Source organism: Aliivibrio sp. 1S128, assembly GCF_001691065.1.
Classification (GTDB): domain Bacteria; phylum Pseudomonadota; class Gammaproteobacteria; order Enterobacterales; family Vibrionaceae; genus Aliivibrio.
Genome location: NZ_MAJV01000025.1, coordinates 307,180 through 325,585 on the forward strand (window position 1 = coordinate 307,180; position 18,406 = coordinate 325,585).

15 protein-coding genes are annotated in these 18,406 nt (G+C 37.3%); 11 read left to right on the plus strand and 4 right to left on the minus strand.

The window, feature by feature from the left end; genetic code table 11:
- Positions 1-15 precede the first annotated feature (15 nt).
- The 3 genes from A6E03_RS05655 (at position 16) to A6E03_RS05665 (ending at position 3,866) form a co-directional block, all read left to right on the plus strand.
- Complete coding sequence (locus A6E03_RS05655; RefSeq protein ID WP_083201845.1) at positions 16-1,650, plus strand: phosphoethanolamine transferase; 1,635 nt, start codon at positions 16-18, stop codon at positions 1,648-1,650.
- Positions 1,651-1,767: 117 nt separating this feature from the next.
- Positions 1,768-2,454 (plus strand): response regulator transcription factor, encoded by a 687-nt coding sequence (locus A6E03_RS05660; protein WP_065600362.1) that lies wholly within the window; start codon positions 1,768-1,770, stop codon positions 2,452-2,454.
- Positions 2,442-3,866 (plus strand): cell wall metabolism sensor histidine kinase WalK, encoded by a 1,425-nt coding sequence (locus tag A6E03_RS05665; RefSeq protein ID WP_065600363.1) that lies wholly within the window; start codon positions 2,442-2,444, stop codon positions 3,864-3,866. Before A6E03_RS05660 ends, A6E03_RS05665 begins: the two co-directional genes overlap by 13 nt.
- 32 nt (positions 3,867-3,898) lie before the next feature.
- On the opposite strand, the gene A6E03_RS05670 is transcribed toward A6E03_RS05665, so the two are convergent.
- From A6E03_RS05670 to A6E03_RS05685, 4 genes are all read right to left on the minus strand, one after another.
- Positions 3,899-4,537: a hypothetical protein gene (locus tag A6E03_RS05670; protein ID WP_065593017.1), complete on the minus strand. Its 639-nt coding sequence runs from the start codon at positions 4,535-4,537 to the stop codon at positions 3,899-3,901.
- Positions 4,538-4,611: 74 nt separating this feature from the next.
- The gene (locus A6E03_RS05675) at positions 4,612-6,150 is read right to left on the minus strand and encodes a sulfatase-like hydrolase/transferase (RefSeq protein WP_065593016.1); all 1,539 of its coding nucleotides are present in this window, start codon (positions 6,148-6,150) and stop codon (positions 4,612-4,614) included.
- A gap of 45 nt (positions 6,151-6,195) precedes the next feature.
- Positions 6,196-7,635 (minus strand): DUF1254 domain-containing protein, encoded by a 1,440-nt coding sequence (locus A6E03_RS05680; RefSeq protein WP_065600364.1) that lies wholly within the window; start codon positions 7,633-7,635, stop codon positions 6,196-6,198.
- Between the two features lie 114 nt (positions 7,636-7,749).
- A complete protein-coding gene (locus tag A6E03_RS05685; RefSeq protein ID WP_065600365.1) occupies positions 7,750-8,655 on the minus strand; it encodes a LysR family transcriptional regulator in 906 nt (301 codons plus the stop codon).
- Positions 8,656-8,783: 128 nt separating this feature from the next.
- Between A6E03_RS05685 and A6E03_RS05690 the strand changes: the two genes are divergently transcribed.
- The 8 genes from A6E03_RS05690 to A6E03_RS05725 all read left to right on the plus strand — a co-directional run bounded on the left by A6E03_RS05690 (position 8,784) and on the right by A6E03_RS05725 (position 18,385).
- Positions 8,784-9,926 carry an ABC transporter substrate-binding protein gene (locus A6E03_RS05690; RefSeq protein ID WP_065593013.1) on the plus strand — a complete coding sequence of 381 codons (1,143 nt, stop codon included), beginning with the start codon at positions 8,784-8,786 and terminating at the stop codon, positions 9,924-9,926.
- Positions 9,927-10,380: 454 nt separating this feature from the next.
- Complete coding sequence (locus tag A6E03_RS05695; protein ID WP_065600366.1) at positions 10,381-11,154, plus strand: YadA C-terminal domain-containing protein; 774 nt, start codon at positions 10,381-10,383, stop codon at positions 11,152-11,154.
- 116 nt (positions 11,155-11,270) lie between these two features.
- Positions 11,271-11,522 carry a hypothetical protein gene (locus tag A6E03_RS05700; RefSeq protein ID WP_065593344.1) on the plus strand — a complete coding sequence of 84 codons (252 nt, stop codon included), beginning with the start codon at positions 11,271-11,273 and terminating at the stop codon, positions 11,520-11,522.
- A gap of 488 nt (positions 11,523-12,010) precedes the next feature.
- Positions 12,011-12,865 carry an MIP/aquaporin family protein gene (locus A6E03_RS05705; protein ID WP_065600367.1) on the plus strand — a complete coding sequence of 285 codons (855 nt, stop codon included), beginning with the start codon at positions 12,011-12,013 and terminating at the stop codon, positions 12,863-12,865.
- Positions 12,866-12,941: 76 nt separating this feature from the next.
- Entirely contained in the window at positions 12,942-14,456 is a 1,515-nt protein-coding gene (gene glpK, locus A6E03_RS05710; RefSeq protein WP_065593346.1) for a glycerol kinase GlpK, read from the plus strand.
- 190 nt (positions 14,457-14,646) lie between these two features.
- Positions 14,647-15,414, plus strand: a complete 768-nt coding sequence (locus A6E03_RS05715) for a DeoR/GlpR family transcriptional regulator (RefSeq protein ID WP_065600368.1) — start codon at positions 14,647-14,649, stop codon at positions 15,412-15,414.
- Positions 15,415-15,595: 181 nt separating this feature from the next.
- A complete protein-coding gene (gene glpD, locus A6E03_RS05720) occupies positions 15,596-17,143 on the plus strand; it encodes a glycerol-3-phosphate dehydrogenase (RefSeq protein WP_065600369.1) in 1,548 nt (515 codons plus the stop codon).
- A gap of 159 nt (positions 17,144-17,302) precedes the next feature.
- Positions 17,303-18,385 (plus strand): linear amide C-N hydrolase, encoded by a 1,083-nt coding sequence (locus A6E03_RS05725; RefSeq protein WP_065600370.1) that lies wholly within the window; start codon positions 17,303-17,305, stop codon positions 18,383-18,385.
- Positions 18,386-18,406 lie beyond the last annotated feature (21 nt).

Below are 18,406 nucleotides of genomic sequence, written 5' to 3' on the forward strand. Positions count from 1 at the left end.
AAAGTTCCTGAAGGTATCCTTGTGTTGTCGAATTTGTTGTCAAAAATTAAAAATCAAAAAATAACCATGAATATGGTGTCTTTGATAACCGTTGTTTCGATTTATTTTGCCGTGGTTTTTAACTACCCAATTAATGAAAAAATTTATGAGCTATCTCAAGGTCAAAGCCTCTTTTTGTTTATGACTCCTGCGCTTCTTACTTGTGTTTTTATTATCATTTTCTCGCTTATTGCTTTTCCTTACTTATTTAAAAGTATTGTTGTTATTTTAACCATAACATCAGCGATGGCGTTTTATGCAGCTTTGCAATATAACACCATGTTTGATTACGCAATGATAGAAAACGTGTTCGAAAGTAATGTAGACGAAGCTTCATCTTATTTGAGTAGTGCGTCTATTTTTTATTTGATTGCCTTTGGTATTATTCCCGTTTTATTACTGCTTAAAGTGAAAATTGTACGTAATGTATCTTGGTCAAAAGAGATATTTCATCGTGCGGCATTAATGAGTGTTGCTATTGTCGGTATGTTGATTATCTCCGTCTTTTACTTTAAAGATTACGCGTCAATTGGCCGAAATAACTCATACCTTAATAAAATGATTAATCCTGCGGATGCGTTTAATACAGTTAAATACATCAATAATACGTACCTGACCGAGCCGTTAGAATATGTAACGATCGGCGAAGATGCTCAAATTATCCCAGCGAAGAATGGTAAACCAACCCTAATGGTTGTGTTAGTTGGCGAAACGGCTCGCGCTCAAAACAGTGCTTATAATGGATATTCAAGAGAAACAAATCCATACACCAAAGATCTGGGTTTGATTGCGTTTCAAAATGTCAGTTCTTGTGGTACCGCAACGGCTCATTCTTTACCTTGCATGTTCTCGAACATGCTGCGCACCAATTACAATAAAGAACGTGCTAATAACCAAGATGACGTATTAGATGTACTGACTCATGCTGGAGTGAAATCTGTATGGGTTGATAATGATGGTGGTGATAAAGCCGTTGCTAAGAATATTGAAAAAGAGATGATTGCGGATAATGCAGACGCTCAATTATGTAATGGATCAAGTTGTTATGATGAAGTATTACTTAAAGGGCTTGATCAACGAATTCAAAATAGCAAAGGGGATCAACTGTATGCTCTGCATATGATTGGCAGCCATGGGCCAACGTATTGGAAACGCTATCCTGATAATATGGCCGTATATTCTCCTGCATGTAATCGCAGTGATATTGAAAATTGCAGTGATGAAGAGATCACCAATGTGTATGACAACACGCTTGTTTATACTGATTATGTGATTGCTCAAACTATCGCAAAACTAAAAACATATTCAGATAAATACAATGTCGTGATGCTGTATATATCAGACCACGGAGAATCACTGGGTGAGAATGGTTTATACCTTCATGGTGCACCTTATATGATTGCACCTAAAGAGCAAACCCATGTGCCTTGGTATATCTGGATGAGTGATGACTATGCAAACCAAAAAGGCATTGATAAAGCAAGTGTCGTTGAGAAAGCAGCAACGGGCCAATACTCGCATGATAACTTGTTCCATACCATGCTGGGCTTGTATGGGGTAAAAACGGATGCGAAAGATAATGCGTTAGACATCATGGCAATTCAAAGCTAGCAAAACACAGCTATAATTAAAGTAGAAAGAAATAGGCTAACCATAACAATGGTTAGCCTATTTTTTGTTATCATCGTTGGATAATGCTTAATCTCAAGAATAACGTGGTACTAGATAATGAAAATACTCTTGATTGAAGACTCTGCACACTTGCGACGTAGTTTAGTCGTCGGGTTGAGTAACCTTGGTTTTACGATTGATGATACCGGAGATGGTTCAATAGGCTTATCAATGGCTATCACTAATGAGTATGACTTCATTATTCTTGATTTAATGCTTCCTAATGTTGATGGCATTACGTTATTAAAAAGTATTCGAAAGATGGGTAATGACGTAAAAGTGATTATTTTATCGGCAAGATCACAACCTGAAGATCGTGTTGAAGGCTTATTGTCTGGTGCGGATGATTATCTAGTGAAACCTTTTTCTTTTGATGAGTTACACGCTCGTATTTTAACTGTGGCACGAAGAGGTGTGGTTAAAAATAGCGATGATGATATTAGGTTGGGTGACTTTACACTCGATCTTGCCAAAAAAGAGTTGGAGTTTTCTGAGCAACTCATCGATCTTACTAAAAATGAGTACAAGATTATTGAGTGCTTATTCTTATCTAAAAACCAAGTCATAACGACTGAAAATATCAGCAATTATGTCGTTGGTTCGTTTGATTCATTATCGAAAAATACCATAGAGTCACACCTCTCTTCTGTGCGTAAAAAGGTAAAAGTATTAGGCGGTGAGTTGCCAATTAAAAACAAACGTGGTTTTGGTTATTATTTGGAAAAAAACTCATGTACTCAATAAAAAACAGATTAGTTAATGCATTAACCGTGATTATTGGCGTAATTTTATTGGTGGTTTTCTTATCGTTGGATTTCATTCTTGATGCTTGGGTTGATCAGCAATTCGATGATGCGTTAGTTGAAAAATCAAACTATTTAAAATCACTGGTTGAAGTCGAAAGTGATGAAATTGAATTTGAATATCATACTGGTTTTATGCCCCAATTTGAGCGTAAAGATAATGCTCAATATTTTCAGATTTGGTTAGAGGAAGAGACTTTCGCGAAGTCTCAATCACTTGCTTATTTTGATGATGTTGATTTGAAATACAAAGACGTACCTACGCATGGTAGCCGTATTTTTAAAATTAGATTGCCTGATGGCAGTATGGGGAAAGCCATTTCTGCTCGTTTTCAGCCTCAATTGTCATCAGATGTTAATCCAGCTGATGTAACCTATATCGACACTATGTACTTGACGTTAGCTATCTCAAATCAAAGAGTCAGTAACATATTATTGATTGCTGATTTATCGTTGCTATTTGTGTTTATAACGGCAATTTTCGGGGTGAGATTTGTTGTAATTAAAGTTGTCGATAAAGAACTAGATTTACTTTATTTATTAAATAAAGAAATTTCAGACCTAGATGCTCATGCACAGCAGATAAAGAAAAATCCGAAAGAGAGCAGAGAAATAGCGCCAATTAGAAAAGCGTTAAATCGATACATTGAGTTAAATATTCAAAATGTTGCGAATGAGAAACGTCTTTCTTCTGATATCGCTCATGAGCTTAAAACGCCAATTGCTGAGATCATCAGCTTGAGTGAGATGAATATTCGTTTTCCTGATGATGTTCGTATTTCAGCAACGTATAAGGAAGATGTCTTATCTATTGCGCATAACATGAAGAATATCGTCAATAAGTTGATGGCATTGAATCAAAGTGCATCAGACTCTTTTCATATAGTAAGAAAAGAAATTGATATGCGAATTTTATCTGAAGAGATAAGTACCGAATTACAGTTTAAGTACCCAAATATAGAAAATAGAATAACGTTTTCTTCATCATTAAACTCTCCTATTGTGTGTGCTGATAAATTTAGCCTTGAAACCATGGGCAGGAATTTACTAGATAACGCGTTATTTTATAGTGCCAAGAATACAAACATAATTGCGTCTATGGAAAATGATGAAAATGGCAATATAATTTTAGAAATTAAGAACACAACATCAAAACGATTAACACAACAAAATATAGAGAATTTGTTTAAACCCCTTTATCAAGTGGACTGTTCAAGAACGGATACTGATAGACATGGTTTAGGGCTGTCGATTGTACAAAATATAGCTCAGCAGAATGGGTATGATTTATCCGTAACATATAATGAAAATCAAGAGATCACATTTACTGTTGTGATTCCGAAAAGTAAATAAGTTGGATCATATTATCCAACTTAGTCATCATTTTATATTTTAAACTTGTAAGTAATCCAGGTTTGGTTTTCTGTGCTGCCTGTCAGAAGAAGAACATTACTTGAGTCAATTTTATACCCTACATTGAGCTCTGCATAAAAATCTCGGAATTCCTCACCATTTAAGCCATATTGATATTGTGGAGAGGCGAGAACAAAGAATTTTTCATTAATATTATATTTTGCATAAATTTGAGCGTTAATGATGTCGGTATCTTCGAATTTCTCATTTGATTCCCATGCTTTACCATAGGTTAATCCCACATTAAATTGAAGTTTTTCATTTACAGGAATTACCTGTAATACACCAATAGTGGCATAATTAGAAGAGATATTATCTACGGAATCATCTTTACTAGCGTCGATATAAACACCAGTACCAGTCACTTTATTTGGGGTAAAAATACGAGCTCGATAGGTTTCGAAATTATTTGTGCTTTCTATTTTTCCCATTGCTGCCCAGTTGTTTTGACCAACAGAAAATTGTAAAGAGCCGCCAAGACCTTGATCTCCAGCTTTTATATCCCCTCCGGTATAAACAGCCATTGGGTCTGACATATCTACTTCTTCGCTTGCATTTGAATAAAAGGAAATAAAAGGGATAATTAAAAGAAAGCGTGAATAATGTGTCATTAAAAATTCCAGGTAAATATTTGAAGAATAAGGAGAGGAGCATTTCAGCTCCTCTCTATGGTTTTATTTGTTGTTTACTTTACTGAAGTATCCGACATTCCTATACCACCTGATTTTTGACGTGGCGGGAATTCTTTCAATGATTGTTTGTATTCAACAATTGATTTTTGCAATGTAGGTACAATCCAAGAGCGTTCTTTCATCCATAAGAACCAACCATTAGTATCAACACTGCGCTCATAAGGATCCGCCTTTATATCTAAGATAATGCCTAAAGGCCATGTTTTAGCTGGTTCAGTCCATTCTGTTTTAGTCTTCAGATGTACTTTCCAATCACCCACGCGAACAGCGTTTAAATCTTGCTCGTTGTAATAGAAGAATTCATTACGTTTACTTGGGCCTTTTTTGGTTAGCATGTCCATTTGATTATAGCCATCTAAATGGACTTTGTACTTGGTGTCGCCAATTTTTTTGCCTTTTAACAAGTCTTCTTTAACCGTCGTATCTCCGGTTGCAGCTGCCATTAGTGTTGGGACCCAATCTTCAGACGTCATAAAGCCGCCAGTATATTCACCCTCTGGGATATGGCCAGGCCAACTGATCAGCATAGGAACTCGGAAGCCTCCATCCCATGTCGTCCCTTTTTGGCCTCTGTATGCAGCTGTTCCTGCCATTGGCCAATGATCTAAGTTAATACCATTATCAGCCGTGAACATGATAATGGTGTTATCAGTTTCACCCAGTGCGTCTAATTTATCTAATAACACCCCGATTTGGTCATCCAATTCTTTTAATGCATCAAAATATTCAGTGTGTCCACTTGAACCTAAATACTCATCTTTGACGTGTATTTGTTGATGCATACGGGATGGGTTAAACCACATAAAGAAAGGCTTATCAGGCGTATTTGCTTCGTGTTTGTCTAACCAGTCGGTAGAGAACTGCACAAACTCATCATCAATCACTTTCATACGCTCAGACCCTAGAGGCCCTTTATCTTCTATGCGCTGTTTTCCAATTTCACCCCAGCGAGGTTGTTCTGTTTTATCATACTTATTGGTAGCAAAACTATGTATCATATTACGAGGACGGCCAACAAAATTAGGGTCTTTAGGAAAGTTTGCTTGTTCTGGCATCTCCATTACGTTTAGGTGATATAAGAAACCAAAAAATTCATCAAAACCATGAACTGTCGGTAAGAATTTATTGCGATCACCTAAGTGACTTTTACCCACATGGATGGTGTCATAGCCTTTTGCTTTAAGCATATTAGCCAGTGTTGGATCTTCTTTTTGTAAGCCAATATTAGAACCGGGTTGACCTACAGTGGTTAAGCCTGTTCTGAATGGATATTGTCCTGTAATAAATGCACTTCTTCCCGCCGTTGAGCTGCCTTGCGCATAATAATCACTCACCATCATACCGCGCTTGGCGATACGATCTATATTTGGAGTCTCAATGGCACCAACTCCACGATGGTAAGCTGAAATATCCATTGGACTCACATCATCAACCATAATGGTGAGAATATTCGGTTGAGTTTGAGCAGCATGAGCACCAAAGGAGGCGACAGCAAGTGCTAATGCTGTTTTTGTTATGGTTTTTTTCTTCATTTCAATGTACCTATAAAAGTAGTAAGTTCATGTTCAATATTGGTATTACTTTATTGGGTTAATAGGTGGAACAGTCCACTTCATATCGAGAATGTCTTTTGATGGGATATATAAACGAGTAATGGCATAGAAGTTACCTTTTGGTGTAGGTAACCAATTTTTTTGTTGTGTATGATCTGTTGGTTTTTTATTTGATAGGATTAAATCAAAAGAACCGTCTTTATTTTTTTGAATTGGTGTTTGGTCATTAATATTAAAACGCTGAATTTCATTACTAATGAGCATTTTTGTTTTGGCGTCATAGACTGTAACAGACCAGAATGAATCGACAGGAGGTTCCGCTTTGAAATGCATCGAATACGGAATGTTTCCAGATAACAATTTACCTTGAGAATCGGCATAGGTGATTGGGTACATCGCTTCTTTTGCACCTTGCCCGCCTAAATAAGGGTGTGAAACTAATGATCTCAAAGCATTATCGTCTCCGAATTGATCAAGGACGAATGAGTAATACCAACCATCTTTTATTTTCATTGTGACAGGGTTCGAAGTTTGGTTCGCTACAATTTGTGGTCCATCTTCAAGCGCTTTTTCAAGTTGAATTTTCATTGACGGGGTCAACTTTGAACGATCGAATCCATTTTCACTGAGGCCAATCTTATTAAATTGTCCAAGTAAGGCTTGTTCGCGCTCAGGGATAGGGTTGTCTTTTAAATACGCTCCTAGCTCTTCATAAAAGCGTAGGGGATCATCTTTTTTTCCAGCTCTTGGAGTTAGTGGAGTTGAAGAGAATTTTGTTATTTTTCCTGATTTATACATACTCAGTGGAGTTAGTGTATATTTATCCTGAATCTTATGAACTTGCGAGTAGTCTTTTTCACCAAAGACTTGAGTTCTTCCCCATAACCAAACTTTACTGGTTGGAGATTCTACAATTTGAACGCCTTCTGGTGCAGTACCTTGCCAGTGAGGAGGAACAATCATTATTTTTTGAGGTGAATCTCCTGTTGCTCGAGTACCTACGTATTTGAACAAGTTGTGCCACATATCAAACATATCGATAACAAAGTAACGATTTTCCACCTCTGGAGTTGATAAAATCACTGGTTCTTTTGATACATCTACAATCGCGCTTGAATAGAGCGTATCTCTATTTGCGGTTGGCATGTCGGTGTCTTGATCTGTTGGTAGACGACGAGCATGGCCAAAATGATTTAAAGGCGCACGATAACTCGTGTCATTTTGTGGCTGAGACATATCCGTATATTGGCGAGCAACCTGCTCCATACGAACTAAAGTTGAACCCCATAAATAGGCATTAGTCGCCAAAATATAGCTTTCTTGATTCAGCCATGTTGATGCTTGATTTTGATGGATTTGAGCGGCAGGACTCAGTGTCGTTGATTTTACTTCTTGAGCATTAATACTCAAAGAACTCATTAAAATAGTGGCGATAATAGTAGCGGTAAACTGTTTTTTAAACATTAGCGACTCCTCTAAATATATAGAGTAAGCTTACGTTTTTTACTTAAAAATTGTTCCTATACTCTCTATTACTATTTTTAATAGAGAGTGACTTTAGATTTAAAAAATGAATAACTAATGAAGGGAGAAGAAGAGTTTTGTTTCATTTAAAAGCCATTCAGTCAGAGGTTGTTTACGATTAGTTTGGTGGCAAAAAAAGGCAATTTTACGCTGATAACCTTTAGGGACAAGTGAATGAGGTATGGATAAAAAACGAAATTGCTTACCAATAGATTCTTCTAAAGAGCGTGGCATAATACCAATGTATTTACTTTTCGCCATCAAGGTTGTCATTAACGCAATATCACTGGTTCTAAGGTTAATGTTTTTCTTTAGCTTAAAACTGCGGATCAACTGTTCAGCTTTAGAAGGACCGGTAACCCCTGGGATCAGGCAGATAGCTATCGGATAAACGAGAACTTCTTCAATAGTGATTTCAGTTATTGGGTGATCCTTATGAACCACAACCGCAAATTCATCGGCTCCCACTTCTTGCTCCATCAATGTTTTATTGGTTTCCATTGGTAAATAAGTAATACCAAAATGTTGATGAGGGTTCATTTCTAATCTTTGTGGTGTATTTATGTCCCAATGCGAGCATTGAACCGTGAGAGCAGGGGCTAACAATGTAAGTTTCTTTATTAATTGAGCGCCAAGAGTGGATATCAATGGAGGAGATATCAGTAAATGTAATTCACCATTAAGCTGAGAGATATCCCATTCAGTATTGTCACTGTATAGTTTATCAAGCTGAGTTAGCAGATTAGGTAGTGTGGATAAAATATCCAAACACTTGATGGTTGGGACTAGATTATTCTTATCTCTAATGAATAAGGAATCATCAAATTGGTCACGAAGTTTTTTTAGCATAATACTGATGGTTGGTTGACTTAAATTCATTCTTTTTGCCGCTAAAACGGTCTGTCTTTCTTCATTAAGAATGATAAGTAACCTGAGTAAATTAAGATCTTTATTATGCATTTATACCCATCTTCGTATTGATGTTTTGATTATTAAATATAACCACAAAGCTCTGAATAATCATTAGTTATACACTATAATCGGGACGAACATAATAAAAATACGTTTTAATGGATAAGGAAATAAAAATGAAAAAGTGGTTGTTGCTGCTCAGCAGCATAATACTTTCCTTTACGGTTAGTGCTACTGATACATGGAAAGACATTGAACAAAAAGCCAAAGGGCAAACGGTATACTTTCACGCTTGGGGAGGAAGCCAAGAGATAAATAATTATCTTCGTTGGGCAGATAAAGAGTTACAACGTCAATATGGAGTAACATTAAAGCATGTAAAAGTTGCTGATATTGCAGAAAGTACATCTCGCCTAATTGCAGAAAAAACCGCCGGTAAAAACAACGGAGGTAGTGTTGATATGGTATGGATCAATGGTGAAAATTTCAAATCAATGAAACAGAGCAAATTACTTTTTGGTCCGTTTGTTGAAGGCTTACCAAGCTGGGAGTATGTAAATAAAACGCTTCCGGTTGATAGCGATTTTTCTGAACCTACACTTGGTTTGGAAGCCCCGTGGGGGGTAGGTCAACTTGTTTTTATCCATGATAAGAAAACGTTAAATAACCCACCACAATCCTTTGCTGAATTACTAAGTTATAGCAAAGCCTTTCCAAATAGAATTACTTATCCTAAGCCGCCAGAATTTCATGGTACGAGTTTCTTAAAAGCGTTATTAATTGAGTTAACCAATAACAATCCTCAGTTAATGAAGCCAGTAGAGCAAGCGAACTTTGCAGAGGTCACACAACCTTTATGGATGTATCTGGATGAACTGCATCAAACGGCGTGGCGCAAAGGTAAGCAGTTCCCATCAGGTACCGCACAATCATTACAATTATTAGATGACGGTCAGATTGATCTTGCGGTTACGTTTAATCCAAATGAAGTCTTTTCTGCACAAGCGAGTGGTAAGTTAGCAGACACCACACAAACCTACGCAATGGAAGCGGGGGCACTGTCTAATATTCATTTTTTAGCTATCCCATGGAATGCATCAGCAAAAGAGGGCGCTCAGGTAGCGATTAACTTCTTATTAAGTCCTGAAGCCCAATCTCGTAAAGGGGATTTAAGTGTTTGGGGTGATCCATCAGTGTTGTCGTCACAGTATTTAACGGGATCTGCGAAGAATACGAAGCTATTTAAATCTTTGGCTGAACCTCACCCAAGTTGGCAACTTGCGTTAGAAAAAGAATGGTTGGTTCGTTACGGAAAGTAAAATCACCATCGTTGTTAAAAGGCCTTTTTTTTCACTATTATAGTGTTACATAAAGGCCGATCCCTCTCTTAAAAAACCACAAAATCTCAATATATCTCTCTTTAAAACACGTTTAGACTGAACTGTATTCTGTGCCTCTTATTGTTCACTCTATCCGAATAATGAATTCATATTTATACCTATTATCAAAAAATATTAAGTAAATATAATGGTGGCGATTGCATGGATGCCAAGGATATCAACGATATAGATAATCAATTTTCTCAAAACGAGCATTCGAATTTAAAATTTAATAATGAAATGGATTTTAAGTTTTAAATTTACATAAGCGGTCATTTTATAAACTCTTCGCCTTCACGTTTAATGCGTTACGACAAAGCCATAGTAAGTGATGCTAATGATTACCATGAGTTGTATCCACGATATTTATAATCAATTTTATTAAGGCTTACCAATGAAAAAATTACTTATTGCAACAGCGGTTAGTGCGGTTTTATCTTCCTCTGCAATGGCTTCAACAAACGATTTTGTATCTTCTAGTGATTTTCAAGTTTCAGTAAATGCTAATAAAGTAGCATTTTCTCATATTGTTGATAATACCGCTTCAATCAATGAACTTCACAATCAAACTGATGCTGCTTTAAAGCAAACACAACATATAGCACTTTCTGCTAACCAAAATACGGTGAATAACACCGCTTCAATCAATGAGCTTCACAATCAAACTGATGCTGCTTTAAAGCAAACACAACATATGGCACTTTCTGCTAACCAAAATACGGTGAATAACACCGCTTCAATCAATGAACTTCACAATCAAACTGATGCTGCTTTAAAGCAAACACAACATATAGCACTTTCTGCTAATCAAAATACGGTGAATAATGCAGATTTAATCTCATCAAATAGTGATGCAGTAGATAAAAATACAGCTGATATCCAACAAAATACCAATGATATTAAAGATTTAAGAAGTGACTTTAAAGAAATGGGTAAACGTGTAGATGGTACTGCAGCGATGGGAATGGCAACGTCATCATTGTTCCAACCGTATGGCATTGGCAAAGCAAACGTGACTGTGGGGTTAGGTAACTATAATGGAGCAAATGCGGTTGCCTTTGGTTCAGGTATACGTATTGATGAACATGTTGCGCTTCGTGCGAACGTAGCTTATGTGGATTCTACTAACGATACAGGCTTTGGTGTTGGTGCTTCTTATGAGTGGTAATAGTTAAGATAAATAATCTTATAAAATAGATAGTTATAAAGATACGGACGCAATTTATAATGATGAATTGTGTCTGTATCTTTAAACAGCAGATCAAAAGATTCAAAGGAAAGGAAATGTTACCTACAAAAAAATCGTACTCTATCGCCTTAGTGCTTACGTTATGGTTTGGTCCAATTGGATTAGCCTATTCATCAATTGAGTTATCAATAATTTTAACCATTCTTTCTCTTGCCTTTCTACCCAAAATTATTGTTCTTGTATGTTGTTGGATCAGCTCAATGTTATTAAGCTTTCGCTGTATTGATAAATACAATAATGAAATTGACAAGGAACGTTACCTGATTGAATTTGGGGGAAATTCATAATTGCGATTAAACAAGGTTGAGTTTTATGTAAAAAATGCTCGTTTTAATCCGTCATGTTTTAAATCGAGCATTTTTTGTAAAAGATAAAGCAGATCATAATCTAACTGATTATTAACAATTGGTTGCTAAATAGAAATTCATACTTAAGCGCTTAGAGCTTGGCTTAACTAGCATTTATACCTATTTAGGCTTACTTTTTTGTATATCATACCAGCAAATAAAAAAAGCACTCAATCTGGTCTAACCTGTTTGTTTGGTTGTTTTATGCCCTAGATCTTCTTTTTGTTATTCTAACACGCATTTTTTGTGCTCGAACGCTCGTTTCGAATTTACTGGAGTTTAAATTATTAATAAAAGGAGTACATTTCTCGTTGCTTAACGTGAATGCTGTACCTACTTTAATAATAATTTGGCCGTTTATCTTAAGTATATAGAGCGTTTATATACGTTGGATGAAATGAGTACATAACGAAACAAAGGAATGAATCATGGCGAATAATAAACAACATACATTACTTGGACAATGCATCGCTGAATTTATCGGTGCCGGTTTATTAATCTTTTTTGGTGTCGGCTGTGTCGCCGCCTTAGTGTTAACTGGTGCTGAATTTGGCCAGTGGGAAGTTAGTATCATATGGGGTATAGGCGTTGCCATAGCGATTTATTGTACTGCGGGTGTCTCTGGTGCACATCTTAATCCAGCGGTTACCATTGCATTAGCTGCCTTTCATGGGTTTGATAAAGCAAAAATAATTCCTTACATCATTGCTCAAGTACTTGGTGCTTTTTGTTCTGCTGCGTTAGTTTACGCGTTATACAGTAATTTATTTGCTGATTATGAAATTGCGAACGGTTTTTTAAGAAACAGTGAAGCTGCATTATCAACGGCTGGTATCTTTTCAACTTATCCCCATCCTTCTTTATCGATACTAGGCGCATTTTCTGTTGAATTTGTTATTACTGCGGTTCTTATGTTCGGAATTCTTGCTTTAGGTGATGAACATAATGGCGCTTCTCGCGGCCCTATGAATCCACTTCTTATTGGTTTGCTAATTGCGGTTATTGGTGGTTCTCTTGGTCCTCTAACCGGTTTTGCAATGAACCCTGCGCGTGACTTTGGTCCAAAACTATTTGCTTACTTAGCGGGTTGGGATTACGCATTAACAGGTGCAAAAGAAATTCCTTACTTTATCGTTCCAATCTTAGCGCCAATTGCAGGTGCATGTTTCGGTGGTTGGGCTTACCCAAAAATGATTGGCGCTTATCTACCAACAGCGGGTCAAGGTTGTACTATTCCGAATCAATGTGATTCAGAGAAAGACGCTAAAGCAGCTGAAGCTTAATATAAAAAATAAGAAACTAACAAATATAACCCTACGAGTTAATACATTATAAACTTATACATAAAAGGATTCCATCATGACTGAGCAAAAATACATTGTTGCACTTGACCAAGGAACTACTAGCTCTCGTGCCGTCATTCTTGACCACGATGCGAATATTGTCAGTGTTTCTCAGCGTGAATTTACTCAGATTTATCCTCAAGCAGGATGGGTTGAGCATGATCCACTCGAAATCTATGCAACACAAAGTTCGACGTTAGTTGAAACCTTAGCGAAAGCGGGTATTCGCAGTGATCAAATTGCTGCAATTGGTATTACTAACCAACGTGAAACGACGATTGTTTGGAACAAAGAAACGGGAAAACCAGTTTACAACGCTATTGTTTGGCAGTGCCGTCGTACTGCGGACACGTGTGAAAAACTAAAAGATGCAGGTCTAGAAGAGTATATTCGTGAAAATACGGGTTTGGTTGTTGACCCATACTTTTCTGGTACAAAAATCAAGTGGATTCTTGATAATGTAGAAGGCGCTCGTGAAGACGCTGAAGCAGGTAAATTGTTGTTTGGTACTGTTGATACTTGGCTTGTATGGAAGATGACACAAGGGCGTGTTCATGTCACTGATTACACCAATGCTTCTCGTACTATGGTCTTCAATATCAATACATTACAGTGGGATGAAAAGCTGCTGAAAGAACTGGATATTCCTCTTTCAATGATGCCTCAAGTGAAATCGTCATCAGAAGTGTATGGCGAAACAAACATTGGTGGTAAAGGCGGAACACGTATTCCAATTGCAGGTATTGCAGGGGATCAGCAAGCGGCACTTTACGGCCAAATGTGTGTAGAACAAGGTCAAGCTAAGAATACGTACGGCACGGGTTGTTTCTTGCTAATGAACACGGGCAAAGAGAAAGTAACGTCTCGCAATGGTCTATTAACAACGCTAGCATGTGGTCCTCGTGGTGAAGCCTCTTACGCACTGGAAGGTGCGGTATTTATGGGTGGTGCATCAATTCAATGGCTACGTGATGAAATGAAATTACTGGCCGATGCAAAAGATTCAGAATACTTTGCAACTAAAGTGGATTCATCAAACGGTGTTTATGTGGTTCCTGCCTTTACGGGGCTTGGTGCTCCTTATTGGGATGCGTATGCTCGAGGTACGATTGTTGGCTTAACGCGTGGTTGTGGTTCTAACCATATTATTCGTGCAACGTTAGAAAGTATTGCTTACCAAACTCGTGATGTGATTGATGCAATGCAAGCGGATTCAGGTATCAAATTATCGGCACTTCGTGTTGATGGTGGTGCGGTAGCCAATAATTTCTTAATGCAGTTCCAATCAGATGTATTAGATGTGGCCGTTCATCGTCCACAAGTCACTGAAGTTACTGCTTTAGGTGCCGCTTATCTTGCTGGTTTAGCGGTTGGATTCTGGGGTAGCTTAGATGAATTAGCGGGCAAAGCTGTGATAGACCGTTCGTTTGAACCTCATCATGATGAAGAAAAACGTAATCAACGTTACCGTGGTTGGAAACGAGCAGTTAAATGTGCTCAATCATGGGCAGAGATGCATGACGAAGAGTAATTAACCTAATTTGATGGTTAATTAAACAAAGGGAGCACAAATATTGTGCTCCCTTTTTCTTTTTCGAACTTTGTTTGATATATATCACGCATATTCATGTCAAATATTTCCAATCTTTATGGCTTCTTTGTACACTGATTTCAGATAAAAATAATAAGTCATTGATTGTTCGAAATTAGGGGAGTAATTCGTGAAGCAAATATCAAGACATCAAGAAATTGTGAATTTAGTGCAACAGCATGGTTATGTCAGTACTGAAGATTTAGTGGAGCAATTCAAAGTCAGTCCACAAACGATTCGCCGTGATTTAAACGAATTAGCAGATGAGAACAAAATACGCCGTCATCATGGTGGAGCGACCATTCCATTAAGCTCGGTAAACACCGCATACACAACACGTAAAGTGATGCAGTTAAACGAGAAAGACACGATTGCAGAAGCGTTAGCGAAACATATACCAGATGGCGCTACGTTATTTATTGATATCGGTACAACACCAGAATCAGTAGCTAAAGCATTGGTTAAAAATCATAAAGATTTACGAGTCGTAACGAACAACATTAACGTAGCGATGATCTTAATGGCTAACCCTGATTTTAAAGTTATTCTTGCCGGTGGCGAAGTCAGAAATCGCGATGGTGGAATTGTAGGTGAAGCAACGTTAGATTTTATCAAACAGTTCCGTTTAGATTTTGGCATATTGGGGATCAGTGGTATTGATTATGATGGGTCGCTATTAGATTTCGATTATCATGAAGTTCGAGTGAAAAAAGCCATTATTGAAAATAGCCGCAGCGTATACCTTGCGGTTGACCATACGAAATTTGGTCGTAATGCGATGGTTAATTTAGGTAGCATCACTGAATTACAGATGATAATCACAGATCAAGAACCACCAGAAGAGATCGTTGCGATTCTAAAAGATAATGAAATTCCTTATGAAGTAATTTCTAAGTAAGCCTCATTTCTAATAAATAAAAAATCCCTGTTCTTGATTGAGATCAGGGATTTTTTGTATCTCCATCACACTAAATGTTCGTAATCGAAAATATAAAGTGACTCAAAACGAAAGTTAAGTTATCGTTAATTCCCATCAACTAATGTTCGTTCGCTCATTATGAGTCTTTGAGGTCACTACTATGAATAATGGAAACCAAACACACACAGACTGCGCTGTTTTAGATTTAATCGTAGTTGGTGGTGGTATTAATGGCGCTGGAGTTGCCGCTGATGCTGCTGGACGAGGCTTAACTGTTGGCCTATATGAAGCCGCTGATTTTGCTTCTGCCACTTCATCTGCAAGTTCGAAATTAATTCATGGTGGGTTACGTTATTTAGAGCATTACGAGTTTCGTTTAGTATCAGAATCATTAGCTGAGCGTGAAGTCCTATTAGCTAAAGCCCCTCATATTGCAAAACCAATGCGTTTTCGCTTGCCTCATCGTCCATTTTTACGTCCAGCATGGATGATCCGAGCTGGTCTTTTCCTTTACGATAATTTAGGCAAACGAACTACGCTTCCAGCAAGTCACTCTGTTAATTTAGCTGCATCGGGTTTATTAAAACCTGAAATGACCAAAGGCTTTGAATATTCAGATTGTTGGGTGGATGATGCTCGGTTAGTAATTTTAAATGCAATGGCAGCTGAGAAGAATGGTGCGGAAGTAAAAAACTATTGTCGAGTTGAAAAAGCAATACGTGTTAATAACATTTGGCATGTCACTATGTTTGATGAGCAAACGAACACACGCTTTGAACGTAAAACTAAAGCGTTAGTTAATGCCGCTGGCCCGTGGGTAAAACAATTTTTTGATGACAGTTTAGAAGACGAGTCTCCACGGAATATTCGTTTAGTTAAAGGCTCTCATATTGTCGTGCCAAAAATTCATAACGAAGAGCAAGCGTACATTCTACAAAATAAAGACAATCGCATCGTCTTTGTTATTCCTTACATGGAAGACTTTTCTATCATTGGCACAACCGATGTTGAGTATAAAGGTGACCCAAGAAAAGTTGCAATATCTGAAGATGAAGTAAATTACTTAATTGATGTTGTGAATCAGCATTTTGTTGATCAAATTCAACGTGATGATGTTGTGTGGACTTACAGTGGCGTGCGTCCATTATGTGATGACGAATCTGATTCACCACAAGCAATCACTCGTGATTACACCTTAGAGTTAGAACAAGAATTAGACCAAGCACCGTTATTGTCTATTTTTGGTGGGAAGCTAACGACGTACCGAAAACTAGCAGAAACGGCAATGAAGATGTTAAGCCCATACTTTATGAAGATAGGGACTCCGTGGACCAAAAATGTTGCATTACCAGGTGGTGATTTTGATTACCCACGTACACAATTAGTGAATAACATTTGCAGTAAACATATTTGGCTAGCAGAGAAAACAGCAACACGTTATGTGAATCAATTTGGTACTTTGGTTTGGACATTATTAGAGAACATTACTTGTGAAGCCGATATGGGGCAAGTGTTCGGCGAAGGCGTATATCAAGCTGAAATCGATTATTTAATGCACCATGAGTTCTCACAAAAAGCAGAAGACGTATTGTGGAGAAGAACTAAACTTGGTCTGTATCTAAGCAAAGAAGATCAAGCAAAAGTAGCTGATTATATGAATAGTTCAATAGCATCAAAGGTTGAAGTTACATTAGAACAAGTAAGTTAAATAAGAGATAAAAAGCACTCAGATAATTCAATAAATGAAATGCATCTAATTCTAATTAGGTGCATTTTTTATTATCTGAATTACGAATGAACCAAGATTATTCTTGGCATTATTATCGATAAGAGTACTATCTGAATGTCATTAAAATGAGATAGTAAAATGAAAATTAAATTCCTCTCAATGCTTATTGCATCTTGTGTAGCTTATTCTGCTAGTGCCTGTACTGGTATTTCTCTTTCAACAACAAATCATGATTATATTCAAGCACGAACGATCGAATGGGGCCAAAATGACCTCAACAGTAAATTGATTGTGTCTCCTCGTGAATATACATATATATCGACCATGCCAGATCAGAAGAAAGGACTTGAATGGAAGTCTACATATGGTTTTGTTGGTATTTCCGTCAGTGATGATCGTTTTATTGCTGATGGGGTTAATGAGGAAGGATTAACCGCGGGTTTATTCTATTTTAAAAACTACGGTTCATTAGAAACATACGATCCTAAAGACACAAAAACAACCATTACGGATATGGATTTTAATCGTTGGATGTTATCGAAATTTAAGACGGTTGCTGAAGTAGAGCAAGCGCTAAATCAAATCAAAATTATTCCTGTTTATATTGATGCAAAAGGTGTCCCATCGCCAACGGCACACTGGCGCGTTGCAGATAAAGAGGGAAATAACATTGTTATTGAAATTATGAATAACGGTGAAATTAGTATCCATAAAAACACAGCGAAAGTACTAACCAATGCCCCTGATTACCAATGGCAGGTGACAAACTTGAATAATTACATTCATCTAACGCCAGGTGTTAGCCAAGGGCAGAAGATTAATGATGTTAATGCTTTCTCATTCGGTGTCGGTTCTGGTTTCTTAGGGTTGCCGGGTGATATTACCCCACCTTCTCGATTCGTTCGTGCGGCTTTTTATGTGAACGCAGCTCCAACAATAAAAGAGAGTAATGATGCCGTTTCTCAAGCCTTTCATATCTTAAATAATTTCGATATTCCTATTGGCAGTGAGTTTAATAGCAAAGCGCATATTCCTAATCTACCTAGTGCAACTCAGTGGACTTCAGTTGTTGATCAGACTAACGGATTGTTTTTCTATAAAACGATGTATGACAGTACAATTAAAAAAGTGGATCTAAACAAGCTTACTTTTAGTGGTAAAACAGAAGAAAAGCGCCCATTAGATGCAGGCAAGTTCCATGTTGAAGAGATCACGCCTTAACATTAAGTCAATATACGATTA